Below are 19,907 nucleotides of genomic sequence, written 5' to 3' on the forward strand. Positions count from 1 at the left end.
ATGGGTCTTCTCTTCTGCATCTGATTGTCCGCTCCGCCGGGGCAGATGCGACCATGGCGGACGTGCCAGCCAGTGAAACGCCGCCCGTGGTGCTGCCCGCTGTCGCCCGCGAGGTCGAGGAGTTCGTGTCCACCGCCGGGTGGAACCAACCGACTCAGCTGTTCGCGCTGGTCCCGACCTCGGAGCTGCTCGCGCAGCAGCCGGAGCTCGCGGGCCAGCTCGATCCGGAGTCCTCGCCGCTGACGCCGATCGCGCAGGACTCGCTGCCCGACGACGAGCTGGACCGGGCGTTGGCCGGGATCGTGTGGCCGGACGTCGTGCACGGGTGCGCGTTGGCGCAGGAGATCGTGGTGCTGCCGCCGGACGCCGAGGCGCAGTTGACCGAGCAGGAGCTCGACGACGAGGAGGCGCGCCGGTTCGCCGCCGAGCACCCCCAGCGCCGCGAGGCCCGGCTGGTGGCGGCGGTGCTGCGGGACGGCTCGGCGGCGTGCGTGCTGCGGCTGCGGGGCAGCGTCGAGGTGCCCGAGGAGGTCGTGGCCCACCCCGAACTGGCCCCGAACCTGACCCGCGCACTACTGGAGACGCTCCGGCCCTGACATGGCCGCTGCTCCGCAGACGGCGGCTCGGTCGCCCGGGTGATCGCCGGAAAATGAGTCACGAACGACCGACGGCGACCTCGCGTGGTGGTCCGGTAGCGGAGGGTGGACCTGTAGCGGGCTGGGCGCGTTAGCAGCCTGGGGCTTCGCCGCCCTTGTTGAGGGCTTCGAGGGACTGCACGGCGTCGTCCAGCTTCTCGACCTTGACCAGGCGCAGGCCCTCCGGGGCGTGTTGCTTGGCCTCGTCGCAGTTGCCCGCGGGCACGAGGAACACGGTGGCGCCGCTTTCACGGGCGGCGACCATCTTGAACCCGATGCCGCCGATGCGGCCGACCTCGCCCTTGTCGTTGATCTCGCCGGTGCCCGCGACGGACTGGCCGCCGTTGAGCTCGCCGGGGGTGAGCTTGTCGACGATCGACAGCGCGAACAGCAGGCCGGCGGACGGGCCGCCGACTTCCTTCAGGCTGATGTTGATCTCGAACGGCACGTCGGCGCGGTCCAGCGGCAGCACGCCCAGAAAGCCGGTCTCGCGGCCCTCGGTCCGACCGAGGGTGACGGTGGCGGTCTGGCGCGCGGACTCGCGCTGGAACGTCAGCGTGATCCGGTCGCCCGGCTTGGTGGTCTCCAACGCGGGGCGCACGTCGTCGGCGGAGGCGATCGGCTTGCCGTTGACCTCGAGCAGCCGGTCGTTGGGCTGCAGCACGTCGGCCGCGGCGCTGTCGTTGGTGATCTCGGCGGCGACGACCTTCATCGGGTAGTCGAGGTAGCGCAGCGCGGCGACCTCGGCGCTGGTCTGCGAGTCCTGGAACGCCTTCACGTTCCGGTCGCTGACCTCCTTCTCCGACTCGCCGGGCCGGAAGAACTCCTCGCGCGGCGCGAGCGCGTACCGGCCGCTGATCCACAGGCCGAGCGCGCCGAACAGCGACACCTCGTCGGTCAGCGACACGGTGGTCATGGTGAGCCTGCCGCCGGTCGGGAACGTCTCCTGCCCGTCGACCGACACCACCTGCTGACCGTCGACGGCGCCCAGCGTGTCGTAGGTGGGCCCGGGGCCCAGGGCGACGTAGGGCACGCGGGCGAACCCGCCGAGCAGGCCCAGCGCGAGGACGATCGCGAGGCTGACCACGAGGGTCCACGTCCGCCGGGTCAAGCCGCGCCGTGGCGCGTGCGGTGGGGTTGGTGCCTGGTCCACGACGGTGTCGGTGCCTTCGGTCACGCCCGACAGGGTACGACCACCCCTTCACGCTGCCGGCGAACCGGTCCCGCGCTGGACCTTCGTCCCGCGTACCGTGGAGGCATGAGTGACCAGCCCTTCGGGTTCAGCCCGCAGGACCCCGACGACCGCAACCGCAAACCAGGAGACCAAGGGGAGAACCCCTTCGACTTCAACCAGCTCGGCGCGATGCTGAGCCAGCTCGGTGCGATGTTCAGCAACGCGGGCACGTCGTCCGGGCCGGTCAACTACGACCTCGCGAAGCAGATCGCACTCCAGCAGCTCGCCGGCAAGGGCGGCCCGACCACCGGGTTCGGGCCGGACCAGAACAGCGCCGTTGCCGACGCGGTGCACCTGGCGGAGATGTGGCTCGACCCGGTGACGGCGCTGCCCGCGGGCGCGCGCACGTCGCAGGGCTGGAGCGCGCGCGACTGGGTGGAGCGCACGTTGCCGACGTGGCAGCGGCTGTGCGACCCGGTGGCGCAGCGCGTGTCCGGCGCGTGGGTCGACGCGATGCCCGCCGAGGCCAAGGAGGCCGCCGGCCCGCTGCTGTCGATGCTCGGGCAGATGGGCGGCATGGCGTTCGGCTCGCAGCTGGGCGGCGCGTTGGCGCAGCTCGGCGCGGAGGTGCTGACGTCGACCGACGTCGGGTTGCCGCTCGGGCCTGAGGGCACGGCCGCGCTGCTGCCCGACAACATCGAGAAGTTCACCGAGGGCCTGGAGCGGCCCGCCAGCGAGGTGCTGGTGTTCCTGGCCGCCCGCGAGGCGGCGCACCAGCGGCTGTTCAGCCACGTGCCGTGGCTGCGGCAGCGGCTGCTGGACACGGTGGAGGAGTTCGCCCGCGGCATCACGGTCGACACGTCGGCGTTGGAGCAGCTGGCGGGCCAGATCGACCCGGCGAACCCGGCCAGCATCGAAGAGGCGATGAAGTCGGGGATGCTCGAACCCCAGACCACGCCCGAGCAGAAGGCCGCGCTGACCCGCCTGGAGACGTTGCTGGCCCTGGTCGAGGGCTGGGTGGACGTGGTGGTGAACGAGGCGGTCGGCGAGCGGCTGCCCGGCGCCGAGGCGCTGCGGGAGACGCTGCGCAGGCGGCGCGCGTCCGGTGGTCCGGCGGAGCAGACGTTCGCCACCCTGGTCGGCCTGGAGCTGCGGCCCCGCAGGCACCGGTCGGCGGCGGCGCTGTGGAAGCTGCTCGGCGACCAGCACGGCATGGAGCAGCGCGACAGCGTCTGGGACCACCCCGACCTGGTGCCCACGGCGGAGGACCTGGACGACCCGATGGAGTTCGCCGAGCGGTTCGGCCGGACGCGCAAGGCGCTGGAGGACCCGATGGCCGAACTGGAGCGGACGCTCCGGGAGAAGGACGACAAGGGCGAGGAAAAGGGCGAGGAGTAGTTCTCACTCCTCGCCCCGTCCCTTCAATCCTCCTCGGTGATGCCCAGGCCCGCCGCGGCCGAGATGCCCTCCAGGTACCCGATGGCCCGCTCGGCCCTCGGGTACCTGTGCACGAGGTGCCAGAACTCCTTGCCGTGGCCGGGCACCTTCAGGTGCGCCAGCTCGTGCACCAGCACGTAGTCGAGCACCCACGCGGGCACGTCGCGCAGCCGTTCGCTGATCCGGATCGTGCCCTCGCTCGGTGTGCACGACGCCCACCTCGTGCGCATCGGCGCCACCCACCGCACGCTGCTCGGCTGCACGCCGTCCAGGTACCTGTCGGCCAGCTCCTCGCACCGGGCGAGCAGCGCGGCGTCGGACGTGCGCGTGGGCGACCGCCTGCGGGTCTCGCTGCGCTGGAGGCGGCTCAGCATCTCCGCCACCCAGTGCTTCTCCTCGCTCTTGCTCATGCGGGCCGGCAGCAGGACCACGACCGTGTCCCCCTCGCGGTACGCGCTCACCATGCGACGGCGCCGGGCGCTGCGCCGCACCTCCACCTGCGGTTCGGGCATGGCGTTCACGGTAAGGCCAGAGACCGACAATCCGCGGCGGCCAAGCGGCGGTCTGTGGAGGGATGGACGAACAGGTTCCACCGAAAGGCGGCTGGACACGCTCGACGCGGCGTGCAGCGGAGCGGCGTTCCCGGAGGTAGCGTGCAGCGCAACCCCCGAGTGTGGCGCAGATCGCTCCGCACTCTCGAAACAAGGGAGGAAGCCGTGGCCGAGACCTACAACGGCTACTGCGTCAAGTGCCGTGAGAAGCGCGACTTCACGGGCGAGGTGCACGAGAGCAACAACCGCAGGATGGCCAAGGGCAAGTGCCCGGTCTGCGGGACCACGGTGACCCGGATCCTCGGCAAGTCGAAGGTCTGCCCCAGGGCGGGTGGCCGGGCCCTCGGGTGTCCGGCCGCCCGTCAAGGCCCCTTGTGGCCTCTGTGGACAACCCGCAAGCCTGTGGACAGGCGTTTTGCCATACCGGCCGCTCCGGGCAGGCTGCCGGTGTGGATCTTCCCAACCGACCCAGGGTCCTGCCCGGCCTGCCGCTGCTGCGCCGCCGGGACGACGTGGTGCAGATCGGCACCGACCCGAGACACGCCATGCTGGTGGAGGACGTGCCCGAGCCCATGGCGTCCGTCCTGCTCGGCCTCACCGGCCAGCACACCCTCACCGACCTGCGGGAACGGCTCGCCGGTCACGGTGACCAGGCGGCCGAGCTGTCCGGCGTCCTGCACGGCCTGGCCGGGGCCGGGCTGGTCGAGGAGTCCGTGCCCGTGCCGCACCCCCGGCTGACCGCCGAGGTGACGGGCTGGGCGCTGCGGACCCGCCGTTGTGCCGTCGGGCTGCCCGCCGCCCGTGCCGCCCGGTCCGTCGTCGTGCACGGCGAAGGGCGGCTCGCGGTCACGATCGCAGCACTCCTGGCGGCCTCCGGCGTGGCACACGTTCGGGTGGTCGCGCGGGGACGCGTGGGGCCGGAAGACACCGGATCGGGTTATGTCGAAGCGGACGTCGGCCGCCCGCGCGCCGAGGCCGCCCAGGACGCCGTGCGGCGGGCGTGCGGGACCGTGCGGCCGGTGGGGCGTGGCGCGGACCTGGTGGTGCTGGCCGACGCGCTCGTACCCGCACCGGAATTGCTGCACCAGCTCGTCTCGGACGGCACGGCGCACCTGGCCGTGCGCGTGCGGGAGGGCTTGGGCGTGGTCGGGCCGCTGGTCGTACCCGGTCGGAGCAGCTGCCTGAGGTGTGCGGACCGGCACCAGGCCGACGTGGACCCGGCGTGGCCGCTGATCGCCGCCCAGCTGGTCGACCGCGCCCAGCACGCCGACCTGGCCACCGTCACGGCCACCGCCGGTATCGCGGTCGGTCAGGCGCTGCTGGCCCTGGACCGCTCGGAGGCGGCCCGGACCAGGCCGCCCACCTGGGACGCGACCCTGGAGGTCGATGCGTTCACCGGATTGGTCGAGCACCGGATCGCGCCGGTGCACCCGCACTGCGAGTGCCGTTCCGCGACGTGATCCACCCTCAGGTAGGTCTGTGTAGGTTTTGAGGGAGGGGCGTGAACGACTGCGGCCACGTGAACGGGCGGGAGGAGAATCACCGGGTGAGCGAGATCCCGCGCAAGACCGTGCAGCGCACCGCCAAGCTGGCCAGCCTCCCGCTCGGGGTGGCGGGCCGCGTGGTGGGCGGCTGGGGCAAGCGCTTGGCAGGCCGCAGCTCCGAGGAGGTCAGCGCCGAGGTGTCGGCGAAGACCGCGGAGCAGGTGTTCGCGGTGCTCGGGCAGCTCAAGGGCGGCGCGATGAAGTTCGGCCAGGCGCTGAGCGTGTTCGAGGCCGCGGTGCCGGACGAGCTGGCCGAGCCGTACCGCGAGGCGCTGACCAAGCTCCAGACGGCCGCGCCGCCGATGCCCGCGCGCACGGTGCACCGCGTGCTGGCCGAGCAGCTGGGCGCGGGGTGGGCGAAGCGGTTCGCGTCGTTCGACGACTCACCCGCCGCGTCGGCGAGCATCGGGCAGGTGCACCGGGCGGTGTGGCACGACGGCCGCGACGTGGCGGTGAAGGTGCAGTACCCCGGCGCGGACGAGGCGTTGCAAACGGACCTGAAGCAGCTGCTGCGGTTCAGCCGGGTGTTGCAGGCGATCATGCCGGGCACCGAGGTCAAGCCGCTGCTGGAGGAGCTGCGGGACCGGTACCTGGAGGAGTTGGACTACCGGACCGAGGCGGACAACCAGCGGGTGTTCGCCAAGGCGTTCGACGGCGACGAGCGGGTGCTGGTGCCGCGGGTGGTGGCCAGTTCGCCGAAGGTGATGGTGACCGAGTGGACCGACGGTACGCCGTTGTCGAAGATCATCCGTGAGGGTGGGCAGGCCGAGCGCGACATGGCCGGGCAACTGCTGTCGGAGTTCCACTTCTCCGCGCCGAGCCGGTCGGGGCTGCTGCACGCCGACCCGCACCCCGGCAACTTCATGCTCGGCTCGGACGGTCGGCTGCGCGTGCTCGACTTCGGCGCGGTGGCCCGGCTGCCCGACGGGCTGCCGAAGACGCTCGGCCTGATGACCAGGCTGGCGTTGGACGGCCGGTCGGCGGACCTGGTGGAGCTGCTGCGGACGGAGCGGTTCATCCGCCCCGGGACCGAACTGCAGGCCGAGGACGTGCTGAACTACCTGGCGCCGTTCGTGGAGCCGCTGCGGACGGAGACGTTCCACTTCACCCGTCGGTGGCTGCAGAAGCAGGCGGAGCGCGTCGGCGACCTCCGGAGCCCCGATTCGCAGACGGGAAGGTCGCTGAACCTCCCGCCGCAGTACCTGCTCATCCACAGGGTGACGCTGGGCGCGACGGGCATCCTCTGCCAGCTGGACGCGAACGTGCAGGCCAGAGCCATCGTCGCCCGGTGGCAACCCGGCTTCGACGACTGAGTTGTCCACAGGTCACCCACTTGTCCACAGATCACCGACAGCCCGTGGACCGGTCCCCGGAACCCCCGGAAGATCGACCCCGTGGAACAAGTGATCAAGACCGCAGACCTGAAAGCCGCCGGCGTGCCCGGCTACGTCATCGACCTCAAGTGCCGCCCCGGCGGGCCGTGGCAGCGCATCCTGCCGGGCGTGCTGCTGCTCGGCGCCGGTCCGCCGACCCGTGCCCAGCGGCTCCGCGCGGCCGTCGCCTACGCGGGTCCGAGCGCCGTGGTCACCGGCGTGGACGCGCTGCACGCCCACGGCCTCCGGGCCCTACCTCCGCCGACCCGGATCCACCTGCTCCAACCGGCGACCACGCGCCGTTCCTGCGCCGACCACGTGCTGCTGGAACGCACCACCCGCCCGCCCGAGGTGGTGGTCCGCGACGGCCTGCCGTTGGCCGAGCCGAACAGAGCCGTGCTGGACGCCGCCCGCCACGAACCGGACGCGCTGCGCCAACACCACATGCTGGCGACGGCCGTGCGTTCGGGCCTGTGCACGGTCGCCGGCCTGACCGCCGAGCTGAACGCGGGCAGCAAACGGGGCACCGCCACCCCCAGATCCGCCTTACGCCTGCTGTCCGCCCTGCTCCGCTGACCGGCTGACGCTTGCCGGCCAACCGCTCAGCTACTCCAGTAGTCGGCCGGCAGCTTGCCCTCGATATCGCGGACGTGCGCGCGAGCGCACACGTGGCACAACCACTGGTCGACCCCGCGCTCGCGCTCCCGGACCCAGGCCAACAGCTCGGCCGGGTCGGTGACGGACGACCGCGTCCGCCCGCAGCGGGCACAGGCGTCGGTCACGGCTTGCGGCCCAGGTAGACGGTGTCGGCGATCAGCAGGAAGACGTCGTCACGCAGCCCGAGGAAGGCGGGGTCCTGCGGGTCGAGCAGTTGCCGGACGGTACGGCGGTCGGCGGGGTGGAGCAGGTCGCCGGCGACGTCCACGTGCCACTTGAGCCGGTTCACCGCCCAGTCGCGCACCGCCTGCTTGGGCGGTGCCGGGTGGTCGACGAGGTAGGTGAACGCGGTGACGTCGACCAGGCCGGCGTCGGCGAGCACCAGGTTCCAGCCGCCGTGCATGCGGACCGAGCCCTCGGTGTTCTCCCGCATCCGGAGGAACCACTGGGCGCGTGCGGCGGCCAGCCGGTCCTGCAGGCCGGGCTCACCGATACCCAGGTCGAACGGGAGGAACTTGCCGTCCAGCCCACCCTCGGCCAGCGCCAACCACCCACCGGGCGCGACGGCCTCGATCAACCCGAGCACAGCGGCACGCTGATCAGGAAGGTGGTGCACCACGTTCGACGCCCACACCAACTGCGCGGGCCCGGCGATCTCGACCGGCCGTTCCGCGGCCAGGTCGGCGAGCACCGGCCGAACCCGGACGGTCGCCGTGGTCGTGTCGGTCTCGTAGGTCGCCGCCGACCGCGCCGCGCTGGTAGCGGCGTCCAACAACTCGGGCACCGCGTCGATCAACACCACGGTTCCCCCGCCGCGGGCGGACAGGGCCTCGACCAACGCCACACTCATCCCACCTGCGCCGCAACCGACGTCCAGCACCATCGGCTTGTCGGGCAGTACGTGCACGAGTCTCCGCGCGACCACGCGCCGAGCCTCGGCGTCCAACTCGTCGGCCTGCCGGAGCGAGTTCAGCCGAGACGCCCAGTCGATTCCGTCATGGGTGCGGGCATGGTGGTGAGTGTGAGCGGCCACACATCGAACGGTACCCACGACGGGGCGAACCCTCCCACCCCAAAACTCACCGAATTACTCCGGGTACGACGCGGCCCGCCCTCCCCGTCGCGGGGACGGGGAGGGCGGGCCGAGGCGTGCATCAGATCGCGTGAGCCTTCAGGGTGGCTCTGCGCTGGGCCCATCCGGCCAGCCGGCGCCACCTGCGGGCGACGACGAGCCGGTGGGCCAGCCGATGCTGTTGCGCGAATATCTCCGCGTCATGCATTCGGGATCTGGCGAGATTTTCTTCGAGAAGCATGGGGTTCCCCTTGGGGTTGACTTCGATGAGCATCGCTTCGTCGCTGGTGGATCGGTACGTGGTCACGCGGCGGCCTCCTGGTCGGTAGCCCCCCGGACAACGGTCGCGGCAGGTGCCGCGGGAACAACGGGTGCCGCATCCTTGCGGGGGCGCCCACGGGGACGCTTCCGCGCGATCACGGCTCCGCGCTCGAAGATCTCGCCGCCCCAGACCCCCCAGGGCTCGTGGCGAGCAAGCGCACCGGCCAGGCACTCGGCGATGACGGGGCAGGTGGCGCAGAACCTCTTCGCCTCCTCCAACTCCGCCGGCGCGTCGGCGAACCACAGGTCGGGGTTGTTGGTACGGCAAGGAAGCTCCAGGCCGGCGTCGGGCGCGGTGTCGATCAGAGAAGCGACTCCCGCTCCGGCGAACTCCGGCTCGGTGGACAGCGTCCCGTTTATGGGGACGGTCGCGGACAACATCAGGTGGACTCCTGTCACGGGTGTTGCATGGGGTTTGGTCGTGCGACTGCGTTCGGTAAAACGGGTTTGAACAGCACAAAGGCCGCGGATCCGGTTACGGGTCCGCGGCCTTTGTGAGCTGGGTGGCCTGACTACAAGGTGGTCAGGTACTTCGCTCGTGCGCGGACGGCGCAACGTTCTGAGTCGGGACAACGGTCGGCGTGTACGGCGCCGGCACCTGGATCAGCTGAACTCGCTCAGCGCCCCACTTCAGGGCGTGGCGATCGCGGGCAGACTTCTCCCCCGCGACATGAGTAGCGCCCGCCGACAAGGCCACCTCGGGCATCGGGCAACCGGGCGTCTCAAAGCGCATAAGGCTGTTCACGACCGGCCACCTCCTCGGGTGTCTCGTCTCGACTGCTGACTCTTGAATCCCCAGCGGGCGCTTCGCGCCCGGCCTAAGCAGGTTATGACCCTGCGCACGGGGCGTGCAACCGGTTTTTACAAATACCTGTCGATCGTGTGAGATTTCGACGTTTTCCCTGCACAGAGCCCTGGGCACGATCACCCGTCCGGACGACTCCGCCCGCCGGCGGGCACCAACCCGCTCAGCGCCCGCGCCGAACCGATCACCGAAGCGACCGCCGAACCGATCAACGCCCGCCGCGCACCAGGGACAGCACGTCGTCGCCGAAGCGGTCGAGTTTGGCGGCGCCGATGCCGGAGATCGACACGAGTCCGGCGACGTCCTCGGGCCGCTGCTCGGCGATCGCGACCAGCGTCGCGTCCGTGAACACCACGTACGCGGGCACCTTCAGCTCACGCGCCCGGTCCGCCCGCCACGCCCGCAGCCGGGTCAGCAGCTCCTCGTCCAGGTCCGACGGGCACGACGCGCACCGGCTGAGCTTGATCGCCCGCGCGTCGACCAACGCCGACCCGCACACCCGGCACTGCGGCTTGGGCTTGCGCTGCATCGGCTCGCGCTTGGCCGTGCGCGACACCGGGTGGTCCTCGGGCACCAGCCCGTAGAGGAACCGGCTGCGCCGCCGGTAACGACGTCCGCCCGCAGCGCGCGCCAACGCCCACGACATCCACAGGTGCACCCGCGCGCGCGTCACGCCCACGTACAGCAACCTGCGCTCTTCCTCGATCGCCGCGTCGTCGCCGTCCGCGTGCTGGATCGGCAACGTGCCCTCGACCAGCCCGACCAGGAACACCGCGTCCCACTCCAGGCCCTTCGCCGCGTGCAGGGACGCGAGCGTCACGCCCTCCACGGTCGGCGGGTGCTGCGCCTCGGCACGCAGGTCGAGCTCGGTGACGAACTTCGGCAGGTCCGCCCCGTCCACGGTGGTGACCAGCTCCTCGGCCAGTTCGACCAGGGCGAGCAGCGACTCCCACTTCTCCCGCGCCGTCCCGCCGGCGGGCGGTTCGTCGGTCAGGCCGATCCCGGCCAGCACCTCGCGCACCACCTTCGGCAGCTCGCCGCTCGGCTCGTGCGCCGCCGCCGAACGCAGCGCGACCATCGCCTGCCGCACCTCGGCACGCTGGAAGAACCGCTCACCGCCGCGCACCTGGTACGGCACGCCGACCTCGGCCAACGCCTGCTCGAAGACCTCCGACTGGGCGTTGACCCGGTAGAGGACGGCGATCTCGCTCGCCGACACGCCCTCGTCCAGCAGCGCCTTCACCCGCTGCGCGACGGCCGCGGCCTCCAGCGACTCGTCGTCGAACTCGGTGAACGTCGGCTTCGGCCCGTCCGGACGCTGTCCGATCAGCTGCAACCGCGACCCGGCGGGACGCCCGCGCGCCCACTTGATCACCTCGTTGGCCAGGTGCACGACCTGCGGCGTCGACCGGTAGTCCCGCTCCAGCCGCACCACGACGGCCTCGGGGAACCGGCGCGGGAAGTCCAGCAGCGGACGCGGCGAGGCGCCCGCGAACGAGTAGATGGTCTGGTTCGCGTCGCCGACCACGGTCAGGTCGTCGCGCGCGCCCAGCCACGCGTCGAGCACGCGCTGCTGGAGCGGCGTGACGTCCTGGTACTCGTCCACCACGAAGCACCGGTACCGGTCGCGGAACTCCTCGGCGACCTCGCCGTGCTCCTCCAACGCCGCCGCGGTGTGCAGCAGGAGGTCGTCGAAGTCGAGCAGCTGCGCCTGGTTCTTCAGCTCCTCGTAGGTCCGGTAGACCTGCACGACCTGTTCGGCGGGCGCGGGCGTGTCACGGCTCGTGCGGCCGGCCGCGGCCGGGTAGTCCTCGGGCGCGATCAGCGACGCCTTGGCCCACTCGATCTCGCCCGCCAGGTCGCGCAGCGAATCGGACTCGGTGGACAGGCCCGCCCGGTTGGCGGCCTGCGCGACCAGCCGCAGCTTGTTGCGGTCGATCAGCTGCCACTGCTCGCCACCGACCACGCGCAGCCAGAAGTACCGCAGCTGGCGCAGCGCGGCGGCGTGGAACGTGCGGGCCTGCGCGCCGTGCACGCCGAGCGCCCGCAACCGGGTCCGCATCTCACCCGCGGCACGTGCGGTGAACGTGACGGCGAGGACTTGACCAGCGGAGACGTGGCCGCGTTGGACCAAGTAGGCGATGCGGTGCGTGATCGTGCGGGTCTTGCCGGTGCCGGCGCCCGCGAGCACGCAGACCGGACCGCGCGGAGCTTCCACGGCGGCGCGCTGTTCCGGGTCGAGTCCCTCCAACAGCCGGTCCATGCGCTGCATCCTCGCAGAGCACAGCGAGTACTCCCGTCATGGGGCGATACGGCGCGCCGTATCCTGGTGGGCATGGCTGGTAAGCAGGACAAGGCGGCTGCCAAGGCGGCCTCCAAGGAAGCGGCGAAGGCTCGGCGCGCGGCATCGAAGGCGAAGCGCAGCCAGATCTTCGAGGCGTTCAAGATGCAGCGCCGCGAGGACAAGGCGCTCGTGCCGTTGATGCTGGCGTGCGTGCTGGGCGCGACGGCCGCGGCGTTCCTGATCGGCCTCATCTGGGACATGCAGTGGGTGCTGCTGCCCATGGGCATCGCGGTGGGCGCGCTGCTCGCGGTCATCGTGTTCGGCCGCCGGGTGCAGCGCACCGTGTACGCGAAGGCCGACGGCCAGCCGGGCGCGGCGGCGTGGGCGCTGGACAACCTGCGCGGGAAGTGGCGGGTGACCCAGGCCGTGGCGGGCACGACGAGCGGCGACATGGTGCACCGGGTGCTCGGCCGGCCGGGCGTGGTGCTGGTCGCCGAGGGCGCGCCGCACCGGGTCAAGGGCCTGCTCGCGCAGGAGAAGAAGCGGGTGGCGCGGGTGGTCGGCGAGACGCCGATCTACGACGTCATCGTCGGCACGGAGGACGGCCAGGTGTCGCTGCGCAAGCTGCAGAGCCACCTGATGAAGCTGCCGCGCAACATCTCGACCGCCCAGGTCGACACGATCGACAACCGGCTGGCCGCGCTGGCCAGCCGCGGTGCGGCGCTGCCCAAGGGCCCGATGCCCCAGGGCGCCAAGATGCGCAACGTGCAGCGCGCCATGCGCCGCCGCTGAGAACAAGCGTTTCGCAGCTCAGGCCCGTTCCGGCAGTCGTTCGGAGCGGGCCTGACGCGTGTCGCGGACTCAGCGGACCCCGGACGGACTCAGCGGAGCGGACCCGGATGGACTCAGCGGACCCGGATGACGACGGTGCCCGCGGCCTTGTCGTGCAGGCCCCTGCCGTCGGCGTCCCACACCACGGCCGGGATGATGGGGAAGATCAACGCCGTGCGCAGGGCGGCCCTGGGGATACCGACGATCCCCGCGCCGTCCAGCCGGGCGACCCGCAGCCCGAACAGCGCGTGACCAGGGGTGAAGCCGAAGAAGCCGACCGCGATGACGGTGATGGCGAACCAGGCCAGCAGGCTCCAGTTCTTCGGCAGCTCGGGCGCGGTGAACAGCCCCGCCACCCCCGCCGAGAGCAGGAAGTCCACCATGATGGCGATCGCGCGGCGGCCGGTGGACGCCACCGAGCCCGGACCGGACTGCGGCAGACCGAGGCGTTCACCCCGCCACCGCTGCCCGGTACCGTCACCGGAGTCGGCGCCGGGCTCCAGCGCCGAACGAGGTCCAGACAGCCACGAACCGGTCCACTTGCTCACCCCACCAGAGTAAAGCCCGTGCTCAGCGGGTGAGGAGCGGCGGTGGGGTTGCCCCGGTCGCCCACCCCGTTAACACTGGCGAAACATAGGGGTGATGACCGGGCAACACCGCAGTCCTAGTTTCGCCACGATGGCAGGCCGCACCACGTAGCGGCGTACAACCACGCCCCCAGCGCAGCAGAGGAGTCGACGAGGGTGTTCAAGAATCCCGACGAGGTCCTGAAGTTCATCTCAGACGAGGGCGTGAAGTTCGTAGACGTCCGCTTCAGCGACCTGCCCGGCGTGATGCAGCACTTCACGCTCCCCGCGGCCGCGTTCGACGCCGATGCCATCGCCGAGGGCCTCGCGTTCGACGGTTCGTCGGTCCGCGGCTTCCAGTCGATCCACGAGTCGGACATGCTGCTGCTGCCCGACCTGTACACCGCGCGTCTCGACCCGTTCCGGATCGAGAAGACGCTGATCGTCAACTTCTTCGTGCACGACCCGTTCACGCGTGAGGCCTACAGCCGCGACCCGCGCAACATCGCGCGCAAGGCCGAGCAGTACATCGCCGAGTCGGGTATCGCGGACACCGCGTACTTCGGTGCCGAGGCGGAGTTCTACATCTTCGACTCCATCCGCTTCGACACCACGGCGAACGCGTCCTTCCACGAGATCGACTCGATCTCCGGCTGGTGGAACACCGGCCGTGAGGAAGAGGGCGGCAACCGCGGTTACAAGGTCAAGTACAAGGGCGGTTACTTCCCCGTCACGCCGACCGACCACTACGCGGACCTGCGCGACAAGATGGTGCTCAACATGGAGGCCAACGGCTTCACTGTCGAGCGCGCGCACCACGAGGTCGGCACCGCCGGTCAGGCGGAGATCAACTACAAGTTCAACACGCTGCTGCACGCCGCGGACGACTTGATGCTGTTCAAGTACCTCATCAAGAACACCGCGTGGCAGGCCGGCAAGACCGTGACGTTCATGCCGAAGCCGCTGTTCGGCGACAACGGCTCGGGCATGCACACCCACCAGTCGCTGTGGAAGGACGGCCAGCCGCTGTTCCACGACGAGTCCGGTTACGCGGGCCTGTCCGACACGGCGCGCCACTACATCGGCGGCATCCTGCACCACGCCCCGTCGCTGCTGGCGTTCACCAACCCGACGGTGAACTCCTACCACCGCCTGGTGCCGGGCTACGAGGCCCCGGTGTCGCTGGTCTACTCCCAGCGCAACCGCTCGGCGTGCGTCCGCATCCCGATCACGGGCAACAACCCGAAGGCCAAGCGCATCGAGTTCCGCTGCCCCGACTCGTCGGGCAACCCGTACCTGGCCTTCTCGGCCATGGTGATGGCGGGCCTCGACGGCGTGAAGAACAAGATCGAGCCGCCGGCCCCGATCGACAAGGACCTCTACGAGCTGCCGCCCGAGGAGGCCCGCGACGTCAAGCAGGTGCCGGCGACGCTGGACGCGGTGCTGGACAACCTCGAGGCGGACCACGAGTTCCTGCTGGAGGGCGGCGTCTTCACGCCGGACGTCATCGACACCTGGATCTCGTTCAAGCGGGAGCAGGAAATCGACCCGCTGCGCCTGCGCCCGAACCCGTACGAGTTCGCGCTGTACTACGACGTGTGATCCACACGGGGCTTTGACCAGCCGTTTCACTGGTCGAGGCCCTACGTAGGCCGTCTCCAGGCCGTCAGTGCTGGAGAGGCCGTCAGCTAGACCACAGGCCAGGGGCCGGGTGACTACTTCAGTCACCCGGCCCCTGGTCGTTTCAGCGTTCACGCCGCTTCCTCCGGCTTGTCTCCGAACACCTTGTCCACTGCCGCCCGTGTTCGCTCGTGACTGGCCGGCATCAAGTGCGTGTAGACGCGGAGGGTGAACGCCGGGTCAGCGTGTCCCAGGTACTCGGCGAGTGCCCGGATGCTGACGCCGTCCTCCAGGAGCGACGAGGCGTAGAAGTGCCTCAACGCGTGGAAGCCCTCGGCACGGCCCGGCGTCTCGACCCCGGCACCCCTGAGCGCCGGTTTCCAGACGTAGTGGTTGAACGAATGCCGATGGAGCTGCTTCGACTCACGCGTATATATAAGGAGCGGCACCGTCACGAGCTTGCCGTCAGGAGTGCCCCACGGAAGCGTGACGGGCAGCGGTTCGTACTTCTTCACGTGAGCTTTGATCGCCGCCGCCACACTCGCAGCCAACGGCACATCACGGCTCTTGCCGTGCTTCGGCGCACCGAATACCATCTTCCCGCGCACGATCTTGATCTGCCTCAGCACGTGAATGACGCCCTCCGACTCGTCCACGTCATCAGGTGAGAACCCGAACACCTCACCCTGCCGTAGACCACACCCAGCACCGAGGTTGACGCCGATTCGGTACCGCTCCCCCAGCTTCTCGCGGACCGCGTGAACGCGCTTCTCCTCCCACGGGATGATCTTCGGGTACTCGCCCCGAGGCTTGATGACCGACTTCCCGTTGCACGGGTTCTTGCGCAGCCGCTCATCGTCGATCGCAGCGGTGAAGACTGCCGAAACGTTGGCGAAGATGCTCCGCCGGTACGTCTCGGCCAGGCCCTTCTGCTGGAGCTTCCGCTCCCACGCCTGGATCGTGGACGGCTGGATGAGCCGCAGCTCCGTGTCACCGAAGTACGGGTACACGTGCAGCTTGAGCCGGAACTCCACCCCCTCCCGCGTGGACTCATCGAACGTCCGCGCGTCGATCCAGTGCTTCTCCGTGTAGTCGCGGAACGTGATCTTGCCTGCGTCAGGGTCCAGGTACGTTCCCTTGTTCTTGTCGTTCTCCATCTCGTGCAGGAACGCGTCAGCCGTACCCTTCTGCCGGTCCGGGAACATCTTCGAGCGCTCCCGACCGTCCGGGCCGGGGAAGCGGACCTTGTACCGCATTCCCTTGCCGAACTGCGGAGTCTTCTCCCGCTTTCCGTCCTTGACGGTCCACCAGCGATCTTGCACGTGGCCCATGGCAGACTTCTCCCCTGAGTCGAATTGCCGAAAGTTCTAGGCCGCGTCCTGGTCGAGGCCGTTAAACCACTCACGAACCTTTGCCGGATCCCACCGCAGGTGTTTGCCGACCTTCCGAGCCGGAGGCCCGTAGTTCTTGCTGCGCCAGCCTCGAATGGTGTGCACCGGCACCCCGAGGAACGCCGAGAGATCGTCAACGCCCCACAGCGGTTCGATATCTGCCACGACTCCCCTCTCGTCAGGCCGCTACCGACGAAGTTGCTGAAACATCCGGCCCCGGTGGTCGCAGGTGGACGAGGGCGGCTTGTGCCTGCTGGTACTCGGCCTGCCACGCCAGACGCTGGGCGATCATGTGCATGAGCAGTTCGGTTCGTGAGGGTGCGTGCGGGTCACCTGGCCTGACCGGTCCCCACTGGAGGCGGGTCCGGTCGGTGTCCGGCTTGGCGATGCCGGCGGCGGCCAGGGCTTCCCGGACGAACGCGGCCCGGTCCGACTTGTGTTCGGCGAGCGTCTTGCCCGACCAACGGCGCGAGACCAGGACCCGACGACCGGGCAGGCCGAGGGTGTCTCGGCGGTGCGCCTTGCCCTTGCAGTGGCCCGGAGTCGTCTTGGACGTGACGCCCTTGGGCTGGACGCCGTAGAGCAGCCAGACCGCGCACCGCTCCGAGCACGGCGTGACGGCCAGTTCGGCCGCCAACCGGTCGGCGTGGTCAGCCAGGCGTGGCGAGGCGTTCGACTCGACCACTTCGGTGATCGACTTGGTGAGGTACTTGGTCAGGTAGCCGATGTGCCGCCCGGACTCCTCCGTGCCGCCGAGGATGCCCTTGGAGTGCACCTGGCGGCCGAACTCCGCCACGTGGGCCGGAGCATCCAGCTCCCCCACGGCGTCGACCCAGGTGGTCAAGGACTGCTGGGTGTCCGGGTCCACGAACCCCTTGACGCGCATGTCCCACACCGGCAGCCGGCCACCGCCGTACTTGAGGTGATCGTGGTCGGGCCACCACACCTGGAGGTAGGTCGCGGCCGTGACCTGGCGGATGACCTTGTGCGGGATCGAGCCGCGCACGGCGAAGTGCGCGTGTGGGGTGATGCGGCGTTGCGGCTCGACCGTGCCGAAGTACTGGGCGTCGAAGCCAACGACCCGCCGAAGGTTCTGCCACCACCGATCGACCAGGGAGGCGAAGTGCACCGCGTCCCGAGCCGCGCGCCGGTAGTCGTACGAGTCCGGATCGACAGGAGCCCCGTCCGAGGTCACCTTGCCGTAGGTGTCCAGCGTGAGCGTGACGAACGTCGAAGGCCGGTACTTGCCCGCGAACTCCCGCCCCACGGTCCGCTTGGCCACTTTGCGACGAGGCAGGTTCGGCGCGTCCTGACGCCGACGCGTGGACCGTTGTGGCGCCGTTTTTCCGGGCCGTTCGACGGCGGGGAGGTTCCCGCGGACTCCCTCCCGCTTGATGTCGGTGTCCGCCTCCCGGATGCCTTCCCGAAGGTCCTCGATCTGGTCTTCCGCGCCCTCAGCCACGGCACGGCGGTACTCGGCGATCAGGTCAGCCCGGTAGGTCACCAGCTCGACCTGATCGGCCGTGGGCGCGTGCCGTTCCGCCACAGGTTCGTGGTCGAGGTGCCAGCCCTCGCGGCACTGCGCCATGCGGGATCGGCGGTTGCGTTCGGCGCAGGCCGGGCACTTGGACGCCTGGGTCGAGTTGCAGCGGATGCCGACGATGCGGACTTCACCCGAGTCCAGGTCCACGACCTCTCGCAGCACCGGCCGGGTACAGACGCCGTGCTGTTCGGCCGCCGCCTTGACCACGTCGAGGGAGAGCGGCATCCGGGCACGTTCGGCCGAGGTCATGCCCGCCACGTCCAGCGGCACGGCAGGCACCACCGGGGTGGTGTTGGTGGTCGGTTCGGTCATGCCGCAGCACCTCCGGTCGCGTCGCCGTCGGGTCGGGTCCGGAACTCGTGCACGGTCGCGTCGGCGAGGTAGACGCCCAGCTCGACCAGGTCCGCGTCGGTGACGTGGAAGGCCCGGACCCGCTCCGGCTGGCCCTTGCCGTCGGTCTTCACCCACGCGACGCCGGGTGTCTGCTCGCTGATCTCGTGGGCCGCAGCGCCACGGGCACGGGCACCGTCGCCCAGGACCATGTCCACCTGCGCCGTCTCGTCCAGCCGCAGCGCGATCTTGGTCCCGAACAGGTGCCGGAACCCCACGACCTCCTTACGCGGGTCCTGCACCAGGCCCAGCACGCAGAACCCCGGCGCGCGTCCCTGGGAGGTGATGGTCTGGATCGCACGAGCGGCGCGGTCACGCAGGCCCTTGTCCGACTGGTAGGCGATCAGGTCCGCCAGTTCATCCACCACGAGCACGGTGAACGGCTCACCGTTCGAGCGAGCCCACAGCCGGCGGACACCCCGGTACCGCGCAGCCCGTTCCTTGACCTCCGCCGCCAGCTCCTCCAGCAGCTCGACCGCCTCACGGCCGTTGTCGAACACCAACCGGGCGAACGCATCCGGGCACTGCCCCAACTCCATACCGCCCTTGGGATCGATGCCCACCAGGCGCACGAGACCGGCCCGAACAGCAGGGGCAAGGTGCCAGATGATCGACCACAACACCGAGCCCTTGCCCGCACCCTGCACACCGACACCCAGAACCTGGTTGCCCTGCAAGCGAATCCGCCACGGCTTACCGATCTCCGTCCGGCCGACCACGACCCGCTTCAGGTCCACCACGTCCGCATCGTCAGACAGCGCCGGCACCGACAGCGACCGGGCCAACGGGTCGGAGTGGACGAAGTCGAGTTCGATCACCTTCGGCCGCAGCACCCGCACCCGGCACGACTGCGCACCGAACGAGTGGGCCAAACCGTCACGACGCAGCTCCCACGCCTCCGGTGCCTGCGCCAGGATCATCCGCACCCGAACCCGGTCCCGCCATCCCTCAGACCGCACCCGCCGCAGCTTCGGCCGGTACTCGCGCCCACGACTGTCCTTGGCCAGCTCCGACAGCCGCATCACGGTCCGCCAACGCGGCACGTACACCGTCGCCCGCCGATACTCGGTGACCAGCCGGAACCACACGTGCCGCAGGAACGACGTCCGATCCAGACCAGCCCAGATCGTGAGGGTCGCGCTCAGGCTCAGCAGCGCCAGGACCAGCGGCGACAGCCCGAACCGCAACCAGCACCAGGCCGCCAGCGCCGGCACCAACACGACCACCGGATAGCGGACCACGACGAGCACCAGGCGCACGACGCCGACCAGCGCCAGCCACACCAGAGCCACCAGCAAGGCCAACCACTTCAACTTGCCCGGCACCAACGCCCACCACGGCACCCGAGGCCGCGCACCCTCGAACGGAGCCGGATCAACCCACCGCGCCATCAGGCCACACCCCCGACCGGGAGCGACCACACCGCCAGCACCACGACCAACACCACCACGGCGAAGATCAGCGACAGCCAGCCCAGACACGTGCAGCACGCGAGCTGGCCGGGCGCGTACACCCCGAACCGCTTGCACCGCTGGCACTTCGAACCGTTGGACAGCTTCCACCCGGACGGGGCGACGGCCCGACTTGACGCACGTCCCCCACGACGAGATACCCTTGACATGACTGGAATCCCTTGTGTGTCAACAAAAATGCATGGCGAAGCCAGTCAGGTGAGTCGCAGGGAGACAGCCGGAGCCCGCCAAGACTTGGACT

20 protein-coding genes and 1 pseudogene are annotated in these 19,907 nt (G+C 70.2%); 8 read left to right on the plus strand and 13 right to left on the minus strand.

What is annotated here, in order from left to right:
- Positions 1-53: 53 nt before the first annotated feature.
- On the plus strand, positions 54-596 hold the full coding sequence (locus tag FM051_RS23380; RefSeq protein WP_158846764.1) for a PPA1309 family protein: 543 nt from the start codon (positions 54-56) through the stop codon (positions 594-596).
- Between the two features lie 130 nt (positions 597-726).
- Here FM051_RS23380 and FM051_RS23385 read toward each other — a convergent pair whose 3' ends face one another.
- On the minus strand, positions 727-1,812 hold the full coding sequence (locus tag FM051_RS23385) for a YlbL family protein (RefSeq protein WP_158846766.1): 1,086 nt from the start codon (positions 1,810-1,812) through the stop codon (positions 727-729).
- A gap of 81 nt (positions 1,813-1,893) precedes the next feature.
- Here FM051_RS23385 and FM051_RS23390 point away from each other — a divergent pair, with 81 nt between their 5' ends.
- Positions 1,894-3,207, plus strand: a complete 1,314-nt coding sequence (locus FM051_RS23390; protein WP_158846768.1) for a zinc-dependent metalloprotease — start codon at positions 1,894-1,896, stop codon at positions 3,205-3,207.
- A 23-nt stretch (positions 3,208-3,230) separates the two neighbouring features.
- Here FM051_RS23390 and FM051_RS23395 read toward each other — a convergent pair whose 3' ends face one another.
- A complete protein-coding gene (locus tag FM051_RS23395; RefSeq protein ID WP_158846770.1) occupies positions 3,231-3,758 on the minus strand; it encodes a M48 metallopeptidase family protein in 528 nt (175 codons plus the stop codon).
- A 204-nt stretch (positions 3,759-3,962) separates the two neighbouring features.
- Here FM051_RS23395 and FM051_RS52000 point away from each other — a divergent pair.
- The 4 genes and pseudogenes from FM051_RS52000 to FM051_RS23410 form a co-directional block, all read left to right on the plus strand.
- A pseudogene (locus tag FM051_RS52000) lies at positions 3,963-4,085 on the plus strand (DUF5679 domain-containing protein); the annotation flags it as partial.
- A 161-nt stretch (positions 4,086-4,246) separates the two neighbouring features.
- Positions 4,247-5,257 carry a ThiF family adenylyltransferase gene (locus FM051_RS23400; protein WP_238412592.1) on the plus strand — a complete coding sequence of 337 codons (1,011 nt, stop codon included), beginning with the start codon at positions 4,247-4,249 and terminating at the stop codon, positions 5,255-5,257.
- A gap of 86 nt (positions 5,258-5,343) precedes the next feature.
- Complete coding sequence (locus FM051_RS23405) at positions 5,344-6,654, plus strand: ABC1 kinase family protein (protein WP_158846774.1); 1,311 nt, start codon at positions 5,344-5,346, stop codon at positions 6,652-6,654.
- 81 nt (positions 6,655-6,735) lie between these two features.
- Positions 6,736-7,290, plus strand: a complete 555-nt coding sequence (locus tag FM051_RS23410; protein WP_158846776.1) for a hypothetical protein — start codon at positions 6,736-6,738, stop codon at positions 7,288-7,290.
- A gap of 26 nt (positions 7,291-7,316) precedes the next feature.
- Here FM051_RS23410 and FM051_RS23415 read toward each other — a convergent pair whose 3' ends face one another.
- The 5 genes from FM051_RS23415 to FM051_RS23435 all read right to left on the minus strand — a co-directional run bounded on the left by FM051_RS23415 (position 7,317) and on the right by FM051_RS23435 (position 11,841).
- Entirely contained in the window at positions 7,317-7,496 is a 180-nt protein-coding gene (locus FM051_RS23415) for a hypothetical protein (protein WP_158846778.1), read from the minus strand.
- A complete protein-coding gene (locus FM051_RS23420) occupies positions 7,493-8,404 on the minus strand; it encodes a class I SAM-dependent methyltransferase (RefSeq protein WP_238412593.1) in 912 nt (303 codons plus the stop codon). The genes FM051_RS23415 and FM051_RS23420 overlap by 4 nt, the downstream gene beginning before the upstream one ends.
- A gap of 121 nt (positions 8,405-8,525) precedes the next feature.
- Complete coding sequence (locus FM051_RS23425; protein ID WP_158846782.1) at positions 8,526-8,750, minus strand: hypothetical protein; 225 nt, start codon at positions 8,748-8,750, stop codon at positions 8,526-8,528.
- Positions 8,747-9,145 carry a WhiB family transcriptional regulator gene (locus FM051_RS23430; RefSeq protein ID WP_158846784.1) on the minus strand — a complete coding sequence of 133 codons (399 nt, stop codon included), beginning with the start codon at positions 9,143-9,145 and terminating at the stop codon, positions 8,747-8,749. The genes FM051_RS23425 and FM051_RS23430 overlap by 4 nt, the downstream gene beginning before the upstream one ends.
- A 632-nt stretch (positions 9,146-9,777) precedes the next feature.
- Entirely contained in the window at positions 9,778-11,841 is a 2,064-nt protein-coding gene (locus FM051_RS23435) for an ATP-dependent DNA helicase UvrD2 (RefSeq protein ID WP_420803619.1), read from the minus strand.
- 63 nt (positions 11,842-11,904) lie between these two features.
- On the opposite strand from FM051_RS23435, the gene FM051_RS23440 reads away from it, so the two are divergent.
- Positions 11,905-12,645 carry a DUF4191 domain-containing protein gene (locus FM051_RS23440; RefSeq protein ID WP_077004193.1) on the plus strand — a complete coding sequence of 247 codons (741 nt, stop codon included), beginning with the start codon at positions 11,905-11,907 and terminating at the stop codon, positions 12,643-12,645.
- Positions 12,646-12,758: 113 nt separating this feature from the next.
- Here the strand turns inward: FM051_RS23440 and FM051_RS23445 are convergent, their stop codons facing one another.
- Positions 12,759-13,232 carry an RDD family protein gene (locus FM051_RS23445; RefSeq protein WP_158846788.1) on the minus strand — a complete coding sequence of 158 codons (474 nt, stop codon included), beginning with the start codon at positions 13,230-13,232 and terminating at the stop codon, positions 12,759-12,761.
- Between the two features lie 195 nt (positions 13,233-13,427).
- On the opposite strand from FM051_RS23445, the gene glnA reads away from it, so the two are divergent.
- Positions 13,428-14,852 carry a type I glutamate--ammonia ligase gene (gene glnA, locus FM051_RS23450; RefSeq protein WP_158846790.1) on the plus strand — a complete coding sequence of 475 codons (1,425 nt, stop codon included), beginning with the start codon at positions 13,428-13,430 and terminating at the stop codon, positions 14,850-14,852.
- Positions 14,853-15,001: 149 nt separating this feature from the next.
- Here glnA and FM051_RS23455 read toward each other — a convergent pair whose 3' ends face one another.
- Genes FM051_RS23455 through FM051_RS23475 form a run of 5 tightly spaced genes read right to left on the minus strand, consistent with a single transcriptional unit; the run spans position 15,002 to position 19,815 of the window.
- Positions 15,002-16,201 carry a tyrosine-type recombinase/integrase gene (locus FM051_RS23455; protein WP_158846791.1) on the minus strand — a complete coding sequence of 400 codons (1,200 nt, stop codon included), beginning with the start codon at positions 16,199-16,201 and terminating at the stop codon, positions 15,002-15,004.
- 36 nt (positions 16,202-16,237) lie between these two features.
- Positions 16,238-16,426 (minus strand): helix-turn-helix transcriptional regulator, encoded by a 189-nt coding sequence (locus FM051_RS23460; protein WP_158846792.1) that lies wholly within the window; start codon positions 16,424-16,426, stop codon positions 16,238-16,240.
- Positions 16,427-16,439: 13 nt separating this feature from the next.
- Positions 16,440-18,053 (minus strand): replication initiator, encoded by a 1,614-nt coding sequence (locus tag FM051_RS23465; RefSeq protein WP_158846909.1) that lies wholly within the window; start codon positions 18,051-18,053, stop codon positions 16,440-16,442.
- A 59-nt stretch (positions 18,054-18,112) separates the two neighbouring features.
- Positions 18,113-19,585, minus strand: coding sequence for an FtsK/SpoIIIE domain-containing protein (locus FM051_RS23470; protein ID WP_158846793.1), 1,473 nt, complete (start codon positions 19,583-19,585; stop codon positions 18,113-18,115).
- Positions 19,585-19,815: a hypothetical protein gene (locus tag FM051_RS23475; RefSeq protein WP_158846794.1), complete on the minus strand. Its 231-nt coding sequence runs from the start codon at positions 19,813-19,815 to the stop codon at positions 19,585-19,587. Before FM051_RS23475 ends, FM051_RS23470 begins: the two co-directional genes overlap by 1 nt.
- Positions 19,816-19,907 lie beyond the last annotated feature (92 nt).

This window comes from Saccharothrix deserti (assembly GCF_009769385.1).
Taxonomy (GTDB): domain Bacteria; phylum Actinomycetota; class Actinomycetes; order Mycobacteriales; family Pseudonocardiaceae; genus Actinosynnema; species Actinosynnema deserti.